This is a genomic window from Nocardia sp. NPDC058058 (assembly GCF_042885355.1).
Lineage (GTDB): Bacteria > Actinomycetota > Actinomycetes > Mycobacteriales > Mycobacteriaceae > Nocardia.
In genome coordinates, this window is record NZ_JBHVSA010000001.1 from 234,331 (window position 1) to 246,821 (window position 12,491).

Annotated in this window: 11 protein-coding genes; 8 read left to right on the forward strand and 3 right to left on the reverse strand. The window is 67.1% G+C overall.

All coding sequences use genetic code 11. From position 1 onward, the window contains the following. The first annotated feature begins 66 nt into the window (after positions 1-66). The 5 genes from ACFVUS_RS01060 to ACFVUS_RS01080 all read left to right on the forward strand — a co-directional run bounded on the left by ACFVUS_RS01060 (position 67) and on the right by ACFVUS_RS01080 (position 4,705). Positions 67-1,083: a hypothetical protein gene (locus ACFVUS_RS01060; protein WP_387761083.1), complete on the forward strand. Its 1,017-nt coding sequence runs from the start codon at positions 67-69 to the stop codon at positions 1,081-1,083. Further along, entirely contained in the window at positions 1,080-2,117 is a 1,038-nt protein-coding gene (locus tag ACFVUS_RS01065) for a hypothetical protein (protein ID WP_387761084.1), read from the forward strand. Before ACFVUS_RS01060 ends, ACFVUS_RS01065 begins: the two co-directional genes overlap by 4 nt. Next, positions 2,114-2,995, forward strand: coding sequence for a hypothetical protein (locus tag ACFVUS_RS01070; protein WP_387761085.1), 882 nt, complete (start codon positions 2,114-2,116; stop codon positions 2,993-2,995). The genes ACFVUS_RS01065 and ACFVUS_RS01070 overlap by 4 nt, the downstream gene beginning before the upstream one ends. Beyond that, complete coding sequence (locus ACFVUS_RS01075; protein ID WP_387761086.1) at positions 2,992-4,044, forward strand: hypothetical protein; 1,053 nt, start codon at positions 2,992-2,994, stop codon at positions 4,042-4,044. Before ACFVUS_RS01070 ends, ACFVUS_RS01075 begins: the two co-directional genes overlap by 4 nt. A 64-nt stretch (positions 4,045-4,108) precedes the next feature. Further along, positions 4,109-4,705 carry a DUF6301 family protein gene (locus ACFVUS_RS01080; RefSeq protein WP_387761087.1) on the forward strand — a complete coding sequence of 199 codons (597 nt, stop codon included), beginning with the start codon at positions 4,109-4,111 and terminating at the stop codon, positions 4,703-4,705. A gap of 37 nt (positions 4,706-4,742) precedes the next feature. Here ACFVUS_RS01080 and ACFVUS_RS01085 read toward each other — a convergent pair whose 3' ends face one another. Beyond that, positions 4,743-5,012, reverse strand: coding sequence for a hypothetical protein (locus ACFVUS_RS01085; RefSeq protein ID WP_387761088.1), 270 nt, complete (start codon positions 5,010-5,012; stop codon positions 4,743-4,745). 63 nt (positions 5,013-5,075) lie between these two features. Continuing rightward, positions 5,076-6,032, reverse strand: a complete 957-nt coding sequence (locus tag ACFVUS_RS01090) for a LysR family transcriptional regulator (protein ID WP_387761089.1) — start codon at positions 6,030-6,032, stop codon at positions 5,076-5,078. A gap of 138 nt (positions 6,033-6,170) precedes the next feature. On the opposite strand from ACFVUS_RS01090, the gene ACFVUS_RS01095 reads away from it, so the two are divergent. The 3 genes from ACFVUS_RS01095 to ACFVUS_RS01105 are packed head-to-tail and all read left to right on the forward strand — an operon-like array spanning position 6,171 to position 10,257. Then, positions 6,171-7,541 (forward strand): MFS transporter, encoded by a 1,371-nt coding sequence (locus tag ACFVUS_RS01095; protein WP_387761090.1) that lies wholly within the window; start codon positions 6,171-6,173, stop codon positions 7,539-7,541. Continuing rightward, the gene (locus ACFVUS_RS01100; RefSeq protein WP_387761091.1) at positions 7,538-8,287 is read left to right on the forward strand and encodes a 3-hydroxybutyrate dehydrogenase; all 750 of its coding nucleotides are present in this window, start codon (positions 7,538-7,540) and stop codon (positions 8,285-8,287) included. Before ACFVUS_RS01095 ends, ACFVUS_RS01100 begins: the two co-directional genes overlap by 4 nt. Continuing rightward, complete coding sequence (locus tag ACFVUS_RS01105; protein ID WP_387761092.1) at positions 8,284-10,257, forward strand: acetoacetate--CoA ligase; 1,974 nt, start codon at positions 8,284-8,286, stop codon at positions 10,255-10,257. Before ACFVUS_RS01100 ends, ACFVUS_RS01105 begins: the two co-directional genes overlap by 4 nt. On the opposite strand, the gene ACFVUS_RS01110 is transcribed toward ACFVUS_RS01105, so the two are convergent. Then, positions 10,233-12,404, reverse strand: a complete 2,172-nt coding sequence (locus ACFVUS_RS01110) for an MMPL family transporter (RefSeq protein ID WP_387761093.1) — start codon at positions 12,402-12,404, stop codon at positions 10,233-10,235. The two genes, ACFVUS_RS01105 and ACFVUS_RS01110, sit on opposite strands and share 25 nt — an antisense overlap. Between the last annotated feature and the right edge of the window lie 87 nt (positions 12,405-12,491).

Sequence of the window (12,491 nt, forward strand, 5' to 3'; positions counted from 1 at the left end):
TTGCCATATGTGTGCTGTCCGAAATCTTGGAGTTGATCAGCACCGAATCAATCGAGGGAATACGTTATGGGTCGGAATTCGTATCGCGTCGCCGCCGGACTGGCCGCCACCGGGTTGGCCGTGCTGGCCGCACCGGTCGCGCATGCCGAGCCGGTACCGCTCGACGGTTTGCTCGCCCTGTCACCGGGTGTGTGCGCGAACGGGGTGGTGACCGGAAGCTTCTTCCGGATGATCCTGCCCACCGGCGATGCGAGCGGCCCCTACCTGCAGAACAGTGATTCCCGGTGCAGTGATCAGACGGTGACGCCGCTGTCGGCGGGCACCGATGGCGGACTGGTGAGCGGTACGTATCAGCCGCAGCCCGCTGCCGCGTTCGACGGTGCGGGGAACGCGCAGTCGGGGCGGGTGACCACGCCGGTGCGGTTCTACGGTGTCGATTTCGCGACCGCTACCAATCCGACTGACCCGCAAACGGGTTCGGGTACTTCGCTGCCGCAGATATTCAGCGATGGCGGTCGTTTGTCCGGGGATTTGAGCAGTCTCGGCGTGACGTGGAACAACCAGGTGTTCAATCAGGGCTCGCCGAAGCCCGGTGGCGGATTGCCCGGCAAGACCAGTTCGATCAGTGGAAGTATTGACGGCGCAGGCAATTTCGTCATCGAATGGACGAGTCAGATTGTCGGGGGACCGTTCAATAATTTCACCGGGCTGTGGCATTTGGCCGGGCAGTATCGCGGCAGCCTGCCGCAGGCGGCTCCGGCGGCTGCTCCTATTGCCGCTCCGGCGGCTCCCGCGGCTCCTGCGGCTCCGGGGGCCGCTGCGGCTCCCGCGCCTGCCGCTCCCGCCCCCGCGCTTGCTCCGGTAGCGCCTGTCGTCGAGCCCGCCGCTCCGGTGGCGACCACCGCCCCGGCGGCCAATCACCCCACCGCGCAAGCGGATCCCGCTCCGGTCGCCCAGTCCGTGGAGATCAAGCAGGACAGGCGCACCGCGTGGCTGATACCGGCGCTGGTCGTGGCCGCCGTCATCGGCGTGGGCGCGTTCTTCGGTGCGGGCCGCCTCGCGCGGGTTCGTGACCGGGGATGACGACAGCACCGCCCGTGTCCGGACTGCCCGCGTACTCCGATTACGTCTCGCACGTCGAGCGCGCACCCGAGCGGGTGGCGGCGCGCTGGCCGTTCCTCGCGTTGATCGTGCTCGGGGTGCTGCTGGTGGCGGCTCCGCTGGTCACCGGCATGTTCCCGCGAGCGATCAAGGGTGAGGCCATGATCGACGCGTTCCGGCCGCAGATCACCGCGGCGAGTATCCAGAATTATCGTGACGATCTCGGTGTGCTGGATCAGGCGCGGGCGAATGTGCTTGCGCTGCAAGCCAATGGTGCGCAGCCGGGGAGTTTCGAGCGGGTCGACAAGTTCGTGCGGGACTATCCGGGGATCCGGGCCGATATCTCCGGCATGGTCGACCGTATCGATGCGAACCGTGACAACTACGGAAAGCTTTCCGATACAACGCCTTTCGGTGCATTGCCGTGGTTGCTGGCGCTGCCCGGGGTACTGCTGATCGCCGCGGGCGGATTCGGATTGCGTGCCGTGCGCGACGGTCGGCGAGGGGTGTTCTGGCATGCGGTGGCGGCGGTGGCCGGGCTCGGGCTGCTGGCGGTTCCGGTGACCGGTGGGCTGTTCCAGGCCGCTCCGGCCGCGCAGCCACTGATCAATGACTTCCGGCCGATTCTGACCCATGCCGAAGTTCGTACGGTGCAGGGCTATTTCGTCACCCTGGTGGCGGCGGACGGTGAGCTGAACAGTCGCTATGTCGCCGCGGTGCGCGCCGCGCATCCGGAAGCCGATCTGACCGGCGTCAAGGCGCTGGAGGCGCGCTGGCAGCCGATGACGGCGCGGTTCGCCGGGCTGGTCGGGGTGCTCAATGACAATGTCGAGAATTTCGATGCGGTTGTCGCGCTGAATGATTCGACCAAGCCGCTCGGTGTCACGGCATTCCGTGCCCTCGGCTGGGGGTTCGTGATTCCCGGGGTGCTCGCGCTCGGTCTCGCCGCGGCGGGACTGCGTAAGCCCGGAACTGGTTCCCGCCGCGCCGATTCCACAGGAGGTGCCTCGACATGAGGTTGTTCGGAACAACCACGCGCGCGTTCGCGGGCGTGCTCGCGGCGACAGCACTACTGGTAAGTGGCTGCGGCAGTGACGATTCCGCGAAGTCGGCGAGCGCGCCGGAGCAGCTCACCGGTCTGCTGCGTTTCACCGCGGGCGCGGTCAACGGCGATAGCGTGACCGGCACCTGGTTCCGCATGGTGCAGCCGGGCGGTACGCCCGAGAACGGCCCATACATGCCCAATGGCGATTCCCCCGCCCAGGGCGGTTCCACCACCCTGCTGGAACCGGGCACCGCGGGTGGTCTCCAGGTCGGCGGTTACCAAAGCGAACCCGAACCCGGCTTCGCCCAAGGCAATTCACTCTCCGCCTCCATCACCAAGCCCACCAAGTTCTTCGCCGTCGAATTCGGCATCTCCACCAACGCCCTCGACCCGCAAACCCAGCGCCGAGTCCCCCCGCCCACCGTCACCAACGACAACGGCAAACTCACCGCCGACCTGTCCTCCTGGGCCGCCTCCTGGAACGACCAGGAATTCAACCAGGGCGCGCCCAAGCCCCCGGAAAAACAAGGCCCGCAGGTAGCAGGCGCCGAACAAGTCCAACGCGCCTGGGACTGGGTAGCCCAGCGCTGGTTCGACCGCCCCAGCTCCAGTGCCGCCCAAGGCCCCTCGGCCACCGGCACCTACGACCCCAAAACCCGAGCCTTCACCCTCCAATGGACCAGCCTCATAGTCGGCGGCCCCTTCAACGGCTTCACCGGCGTCTGGCACCTCCAAGGCACCTTCGAACCCGGCGCAGCCCCGGCCGCGAATGGCAGCGCCCCCTCGACGAACACACCCGGTGCCGCGCCGGGTTCACCCACCACGAGTACAGGGAGTACCGGTCGATGACCTCCGCCGAAAAGACCAGGCGTCCGGCCGTGGTCGCCGCTATCCGTGCGATAGCCGCGCTTACCGTGGTCGGTAGTGCCGCTGCCGCAACGACTTTGATCGTTCGCGACAATGATCCGGCACCCGCCGCGGTGGCCGCGCCGCAGCAGCAGGCCGCCGCCACGTCGACTGCCCCGGGCAAGGTGGAGGTGGCTCCCGCGCCGCTGGCCGCCGGTGCTCCCGTGGCGGCCCCCGACTCCGCCGGTAATGTTCCCGCCGGTGCCGCCCCGAATGCCGCTGTGCCCCTTGGTCAAGGTGGTGCTCCCGGTGCGGCAGTCCCCATCGGCCAGGGTGGGGTTCCGGGTGCGGCAGTGCCCCTAGGCCAGGGTGGATCCCCAAGCGCAGCAGTGCCGCTCGGTCAGGGCGGTTCTCCGAACGCGGCAGTTCCGTTGAGCCCCGGCGGTTCCCCGAACGCTTCGGTCCCGTTGAGCCCGGGTACCGCTCCGAACGCTTCGGTTCCGTTGAGTCCCGGTGCGGCCCCGAATGGTTCGGTGCCCCTCGCCGCGGACAACCCGTTCGCCGTCGCCCCGGTCGATGCCCAGCCCGCCTGCCCGATCGGCTGGCCCGCGCCCAAGCAGCAGGGCGGCCTAGCCTCCCTCATCGGCCTCGCCCCCTTGGCGGGCCCGTTCTCCTCGGAGGCTTTCGCTCTCGGTTCGGTCTACCAGCCGATCCTGCGCCTGGCAGGCCCCGTCCTGGCCGAGATCGCCCCCGTCATCACCCAGAACCAGCCCCTGATCGACCCCATAATCGCCCAGGTCCAAGCCGTGGAAGCGGTTGTCCTACAAGCGATCCTGCCCTACTACGGCCCCTACCGCGCCCAGCTAATCGCCGCCGAAGGCGACCTCGCCCGCACCCTCGCCCCGATCCTGGACCGCGCCTACAACAGCGAAGCCGCCTCCTGCCTCGTCGCTTGGCAGGGCCAACTCATCGACCAGGCCAAGGGCGGCCGCATCACCGTAGCCTCCCTCGCCCACCCGGGCACCGTGGTCGAACTCGGCCCGGAGCAGTAACCCCCTGCACCGCATGGGCGATCGCGTATTCAGCGATTCGCCCATGTTGTGTATGAGTTGACATGTGAAAGCAGATATCGACGGCGCGGTCCGCATCGCCCGCATAGCAGGCGAATTCGGGTGGACCTGGACCGAGCCGGATGTGGCGCGCTTCTGCGCAGCCACGGGGTGGAGCGTGCTGCATGGTGATCGAGGGTACGGTCCCAACCTGCGCACCGACCTCGATGTGCACCTGGCTCAATGTCGGGTTTCCTTCAGTGCCCGGATCATGGACCGCCAGGAAGGCGGCGGCGGAATCATCGACAGATTCGCGGTGTACGTCGCGGATTCCGAGCGGACCGAATCGGAGAAGGCACGGTTTATCGCGGCTCATCGTGAGCTGCGGGATCGTCTGATCGAGGAGTTGGGGCCCACATCCGAGTACGTTTTCGGTGAGGACCTCGAGGCCGATTACTGGCGGCGTACCGATGTTGTCGTTTCCGTTTCCGTGCACGACAGCTTCATCCAGCTGGATTTCGTCAACCCCAGATATCAGCGCTGGCTGGACGAAGAAGGAGCCTACGACTTCAGCTATGGCGATGACGACGGCGATGCCGGACCCGTCCGCGAGGTGCTGAGACGGATCGGCCGGATGTTTCGTCGGAGCAGCCGGGTGCGGTGAGCCGTCTACCGGCCCGCCGCACCGACAATCTCGCAGGTCAGTCGTAGAGGTAGCCCTGGGGTTGTTGGCCGTTGGAGCAGGCGTAGGCGGGGAGTAGGCCGGTGCCGTGTGGGGGGACGGTGGTGGAGACCGGGTATTGGCCGCCCAGGGGGCAGATTTCGGTGGCGAAGACGGTTTGGGGGTCGTCGGTGTCGTTGAAGCAGGTTGGTCCGGCGCAGGTTACGCCGGGTGGGAGGGCGGTGGCGGGGGCGGCCGGGCCGAGGAGGAAGCCGGCGGCGATTAGCGGGAGTATGGCGAGAAGTTTCATGTCCTGCTCCGATCCATTCGAGGGGCGAACGGTGGCGAACGGTCAGAAACGGCGCTGACGATTTTAGTCAGTGGTCTTTTCGACCGTTTCGTCGGCTGCGGGATGGCCGCCGAGCAGGGCGTCGCGGTCGGCTAGGACCTGGGCGCGCAGGGCTCGGACCACGGCGGCCACCTCCGGTCGGCGCAGGGTTTCGGCTCGGGTGACGAGCCAGTAGGTGAGGCGGACGGCCACTTCGTCGGGCAGGACGCGGATGAGGTCGGGGTGGCGGTCGGCCATGAAGCAGGGGAGCAGGCCGATGCCGGCGGCGGCCCGGGTCGCCTCCACGTGGACGAAAACGTTTGTGGAGGAGATGGATTCGCGCATGGTGGGGGCGAAGAGCATGGGTGCCAGGTCGAGGTCGTCGACCTGGAGCATGGAGTCGATGAAGTAGACGAGGGGATGCCGGGACAGGTCCGCGGCCGAGGCGGGGGAGTCGTGGGTGGCCAGATACGACTCGGCGGCATAGAGAGCCAGGGTGTAATCGCCGAGCGGAATCGCTTCGGCGCGCCGCACCTGCGGTTTGCCGACCACGACTTCGATATCGAGGCTGGAGCGTTGCAGCGACGCCCGCCGGGTGGCGGTGATGATCTCGACCGTCACCTTGGGATGATCGCGTTGCACGCGGGCGATGGCGGGCGCGGCCAGATACGCGCTGAATCCGTCGGTGGCGGACATCCGAACCACCCCCTCGAGGGTGCGCGTGCCCCCGGTCCCCGAGGCAAGTGACCGCACCGCCGCCTCCACGGTTTCGGCCGCCGCCAACGCTTCCCGCCCCAGATCGGTCAATTCCCACCCACTCGCCCCGCGCATCAGCACCCGCCCGCCGAGAGCATGCTCCAAAGCGGCGATGCGCCGGGAGATGGTGGTGTGGTTCAACCCCAACTCGTCCGCCGCCGAGACATAGCGGCCGGTGCGGCCCACCGCCAGTAGAACCAGCAGGTCATCGGGGTTGGGGCGGGGAGTGGCGGGGGTCACGCTCATTTGTGCATTTTTGCAGATACCGGTTGCGAAGTTGGCCATTGCCGCCCGGTCGTGTGTGCACGAATACTCAGTACTCGATTGGTTTGTGGGCCGCGTCACAGATGAGGGGATGCGGCCCGATCGTGAAGGAGTTGCACGATGAGCGTCCGGGATACGGAGCCGCGCACTGCGCTGGCGGGGCTCCGGCGGGTGGTGGCCGCCTCGATGGCGGGCACCGTCGTCGAGTGGTACGAATTCTTCCTCTACGGCACGGCGGCGACGCTGGTCTTCAACAAGGTGTTCTTCGCCAAGGGCACCAGCGATCTGGACGCGATTCTGGCGGCGTTCATCACCTATGCGGTGGGGTTCGCGGCGCGTCCGCTCGGCGGAATCGTGTTCGGGCACTTCGGCGATAAGTACGGACGCAAGAAGCTGCTGCAATTGAGCCTGCTGCTGGTGGGCGCGACCACGTTCCTGATGGGCTGTCTGCCCACCTACGCCCAGGTCGGCTATCTGGCCCCCGCGCTGCTGGTGGTGCTGCGCTTCCTGCAAGGTTTCGCGGTGGGCGGCGAATGGGGTGGCGCGGTTCTGCTTGTCGCGGAACACAGTCCGAGCAAGAGCCGCGCGTTCTGGGCGTCCTGGCCGCAGGCAGCGGTGCCGGTCGGCAATATGCTCGCCACGGTCGTACTGCTGATCCTGACCTCGAGCCTGTCCGACGCCTCTTTCCTGTCCTGGGGTTGGCGCGTGGCGTTCTGGCTGTCCGCGGTGGTGGTGCTGATCGGCTACTACGTGCGCACCAAGATCACCGACGCGCCCATCTTCCTGGCCGCACAACAGGTAGCCGAACAGGAGAAAGCGGCCTCGTTCAGCGCCGTCGAGGTGCTCAAGCGTTATCCGCGTGGGGTTTTCACCGCCATGGGCCTGCGCTTCGGCGAGAATATCCTGTACTACCTGGTGGTCACATTCAGCATCACCTATCTGAAGGTGCACGTCGGAGCCAACACCAAGGTCATCCTGTGGTGGCTATTGGTAGCGCACGCAGTACATTTCGCGGTGATCCCGCTGGCCGGACGACTCAGCGACCGTTTCGGCCGCCGCCCGATCTACCTGATCGGCGCGCTCGCCGCGAGCACCTGGGGCTTCTTCGCCTTCCCCATGATGGACAGCAAACACAACTTCGTCATCCTGTCCGCGATCATCATCGGCCTGGTCTTCCACGCCTTCATGTACGCCGCGCAGCCCGCCATCATGGCCGAGATGTTCCCCACCCGGATGCGGTATTCCGGTGTCTCCCTTGGCTATCAGGTGACCTCGATCGTCGCCGGATCGCTCGCGCCGATCATCGCGGTGCGACTGCTCAATACCTATAAGTCCTCGACGCCGATCGCCTGGTATCTCGCCGGCGCGGCCGTCGTCACCGTCATCGCGGTGCTGTTCGCCCGCGAGACCAATGGCGCGGATCTGGCCGCCATCGACCTCGCGGACGCGGAAAGCCTGGCGGCGGAGAGCAATCGGAAGGTGCCCGCATGACAGGCGATCTGGTCGGCCGCACCGCCCTGGTCACGGGCGGCGCGAGCGGGATCGGCGCGGCCTGCGCCAAAGCGCTTGCCGGACAGGGCGCGACGGTCATCGTCGCCGATATCGACGGCCCGGGCGCGAAACAGATCGCGGCCGAGATCGACGGCCACGCCTGGGAGATCGACCTGCTCGATGTCACCGCGCTGGAGCAATTGCACCTCGAGGTCGACATCCTGGTGAACAACGCCGGGGTGCAGCGCATCAACCCGATCACCGAATTCCCGCCCGAGCAGTTCCGAATGATGTTGGCGCTCATGGTGGAAGCGCCGTTCCTGCTGGTTCGCGCGGCGCTGCCGCACATGTACGACCGGGGATTCGGCCGGATCGTCAATATCTCCTCGGTGCACGGCATCCGGGCCTCGGCGTACAAATCGGCGTACGTCACCGCCAAGCACGCGCTGGAGGGCCTGTCCAAGGTGACGGCGCTGGAGGGCGGACCGCACGGGGTCACCAGCAACTGCGTCAGCCCCGGCTATGTGCGAACCCCGCTGGTGGACGCTCAGATCGCCGATCAGGCGGTGGCGCACGGCATCGCCGAACAGGAGGTGGTGGAACGAATCATGTTGACCGAGAACGCCATCAAACGACTGGTGGAGCCGGAGGAGGTGGCGGCGCTGGTCGGCTGGCTCGCCACCGACGCCGCCCGCATGGTGACCGGTGCGACCTACACCATGGACGGCGGGTGGAGCGCGCGATGACGATGGACGAGCAGGCCGTGCCGCAGTGGGTGCCCGATGCGGAAACCATTGCGGGCGCGCGAATTACCGACTTCACGAGATTCGTGGGGGAGCGCGGCGTCGCGGCGGCGGATTACCGTGCACTCTGGCAGTGGTCCGTCGACAACATCCCGGGCTTCTGGGGCGCGCTGTGGGACTACTTCGATCTCGGGGACCGTCCCGGCCCGGTCCTGGCCGAATCGCGGATGCCGGGAGCCGAATGGTTTCCCGGCGCACGCTTGAACTATGTCGATCAGGTGGTGCGCCAGGCCCGCACTGACCGGCCCGCCATCATCGCGCTCAGTGAGGACACCCCGGACCGGGAGGTGTCGTGGACGGAAATGCTCTCCCGCACAGCGGTACTGGCGGCGTCGCTGCGCGAGCTCGGGGTGCGCCCCGGTGACACCGTGGCGGGCTATCTGCCCAATATCCCCGAGGCCGTGATCGCCTTCCTCGCCACCGCGAGCCTGGGAGCCATCTGGAGCGCCTGCGGCCAGGACTACACCGCGCAGGCCGCCCTGGACCGGCTCGGCCAGCTCGAGCCGTCCGTACTGATCACCGCCGACGGGTACCGCTACGGCGGCAAATCACACGACAGGCGCGCCGAGATCGCCACTCTCCGTGCGGGTCTGCCCACCCTGCGGGGCACGATCGCGCTCACCCGGTTCGGTCACACCCCCGAGGGCGTGCTCGACTGGAACGACGCCACCCATGACCCCGCCGCCGAGCTCGGCTGGTCGCCGATGGAAATCACCACCGTCCCGGTCGATTTCGCGCACCCGCTGTGGGTGCTCTATTCCTCGGGCACCACCGGTAAGCCCAAGGGCATCGTGCACGGGCACGGTGGCGTACTGCTGGAGCACCTCAAAGCCATTGCCCTGCACTCGAACATCGGACCCGAAGACACCTTCTTCTGGTACACCAGCCCCAGCTGGATGATGTGGAACTTCCAGATCGCCGGACTGCTGACCGGTGCGACCATCGTGTGCTACGACGGCAGCCCCGGCTATCGGTCACCGGATGCGCTGTGGGCCTTGGCCGCCCGCACCCGGACCACGGTGCTGGGCACGAGCCCGGGATACATCCTGTCCTGCGAGAAGGCGGGCACGGAACCCGCACGCGCCCATGACCTGAGTGCCTTGACCCAGATCGGCGTCACCGGCGCGGCACTGCCCGCCACCTCCTCGCTGTGGCTGCGCGATCACATCGGCGATATCCCGGTCTCGTCCATCAGCGGCGGTACCGATATCGTCTCCGCCTTCATGGGCGGTGTGCCGACGGTCCCGGTCTGGCCCGGTGAACTCTCCGCACCGTATCTGGGTGTGGCACTGCGAGCCTGGGACGAATCCGGGGCCGAGGTGCACGGGACGGTCGGCGAACTTGTCGTCACCGCACCGATGCCGTCGATGCCGGTGCGCTTCTGGAACGACGCGGACGGCTCCCGCTATCGCGATGCCTACTTCGACACCTATCCCGGCGTCTGGCGGCACGGCGACTGGATCACCGTCAACTCCCACGGCAGCGTCACCGTGCACGGCCGCTCCGATTCCACCTTGAACCGCAATGGAATTCGCATGGGCAGCGCCGAGATCTACCAGGCGGTCGAGTCCCTGCCCGAGGTGCTGGAATCCCTGGTGCTCGGCGTCGAACTACCGGACGGCGGCTACTGGATGCCGTTGTTCGTGGTGCTGCGTGAGGATCTGGAACTGACCGCCGAACTCCGGCAGCGCATCACCGCCACCATCCGCACCCGACTCTCGCCGCGACACGTCCCCGACGAAATCCATTGCGCCCCGGGCATTCCGCACACCCGCACCGGCAAGAAGCTGGAGATCCCGATCAAACGACTACTCCAGGGCCATGATCCGGCCAAGGTGGTGGATCCCAGCGCCGTCGACGACCCGGTGCTGCTGTCCTGGTTCGCCGCTCAGCGCCCGGTCGTGACGAGCTGATTGCCCTCGACATCGAAATCGGGAACATACCGGTCGAACCACTTGGGGTGGTACCAGATTCGATTGCCGATCACCGCCATGACGGCCGGTATCAGCGTCAGCCGCACCACGAACGCGTCCAGCAGCACACCGATCGCGAGCGTGAACGCGAGCGGTTTGAGAATCGGGTTGTCCACGGTGATGAACGCCGCGAACACTCCGAACATGATCAGCGCCGCGGCGGTGACGACGCGGGCCGATAGCGCGACTCCGTTCTCCACCGCCAGGCGGGCGTCCCCGGTCCCGGTGTGCTCCTCCTTGATTCGGGAGACGACGAAGATCTGATAGTCGCTGGAGAGCCCGAAGATGATGGCCAGCACGATGATCGGCAGAAAGCTCAGGGTCTCACCCGGTACCACCCCGAGCAGGTCCGCGCCCCAGCCCCATTGGAAGACCGCGACCTGAATTCCCAAGGCGGCGAACACCGATCCGACGAATCCGATGATCGAGGTGATCGGCACCAGAATGGTCCGGAAGGCCAGCGTCAGCAACACCATGGCCAGCCCGACCACCACCGCCAGGAAGAGCGGCAGCGCATCCCCGAGCCGCTGCGAGGTGTCGATATTGGCGGCGGTCGCACCGCCGATCAGGAAGGTCGCGCCGGTACTGGCCTCGATGGATTCGCGATGATCGCGAATCGCCTGCACCAGCGACGCGGTCTCCGAATCGTTCGGCCCGCTGTTCGGAATGATCTGCAACAGCACGGTGTCGTTCGCCTGCGCGGCGGGCACCACGGTGGCGACATCGAGTTCGCCCTGGATGCCCATGGCAATTGTCTGCACCGCCTCGGGTGTCGCGTGCGAGGTGTCGATGACCGCGATCAGCGGTCCGTTGTAGCCGGGGCCGAAGGAGTGGCTGATCAGGTCGTAGGCGCGGCGCGCGGTGCTCGAGGTGGGCAGTGAGCCGCCGCTGGGCAGTCCGAATTCCATGGTCGCAACCGGCATGGCAGCGACGCCCAGCAGTACGACGCCGCCGATGAGCAGCGGCACCCGGAAGCGGGTGACGAACCGTCCCCACGCGTGGCCGCCGGTGTAGCGGGGTGCGATGGCGGCGGTGCGGGCCACCTTCTCGTTGTGGCCGGGACGCAGCGGGGTGGGCAGGAATCGGGTGACGGTGTGCCCGGCGAAGCCGAGCAGCGCGGGCAGCAGGGTGAGCGCCACCAGCATGGCGATCAGCACCGCCCCGGCGGCGGTCAGGCCCATGACGGTCAGGAAGGGGATACCGACGACGGCCAGACCGCACAGTGCGACGATCACCGTGACGGCCGCGAAAACGACTGCGCTGCCCGCTGTTCCGAGCGCGACGCCGATGGATTCCTCGACGGACATGCGCTGCATCAGGTTATTGCGATGTCGGGACAGGATGAACAGCGCGTAATCGATACCGCAGGACAGCCCGAGCATGAGCGCCAGCGAGGTCGCCACGGTCGGCACATCGACCAGTGCGGCCAGCGCGGTGATACCGGTGACGCCGATGGCGACGCCGATCAGCGCGGTCACGATCGGCAGCCCCGCCGCCACGAGCGCGCCGAAGGTGACAAGGAGAATGAGGAAGGCCGCGAGCAGGCCGAAGATCTCCGGCGTCTCCGGGACCGTCAATTCGAGCCCGGGATAGACCGCACCGCCGTATTCGACCTCCACCCCGGCCTGTTCGGCCGTGCGCGCCGCGGTTTGCAGTGCGTCCAGGGTGCTCTGTTCCACCTGCCCGGCCTGGGCGCTGTACTGCACGCCGCTCAGCGCCACCTGTCCGTCGGGCGCAATGGTTTTCGCCTGGTACGGGTCGATCACCTCGGCGACCTGCGGAATGCCCTTGAAGGCGGTGACGGTGTTCGAGATGGCGGCCATGACAGCGGGGTCGGTCACCTTGGCCGTGCCGTGGGTCGCGAAGACCACCTGCGTCGAGGCCCCGCCCTGTGCGGGCAGCTTCTCGTTGAGCACGGTGACGACGTCCTGCGATTCGGTGCCGGGCACCGTGAAATCGTTATTGAGCTTGCCGCCGGCGGTAATCGACACCGTCACGGTGGCGGCCAGCAGAACGATCCAGATCCCCAGCACCCACCAGCGCCGACGCGCGGCGAATCGGCCCAGAGCATAGAGATATCGCGCCATGATGGTCCTTTTCTCCGAGGTCGAACCCAGCGCCCGGGACATCACAAAGCAAGATCGACACTAGCAAGAAGGGGAGCCCGGGCAATG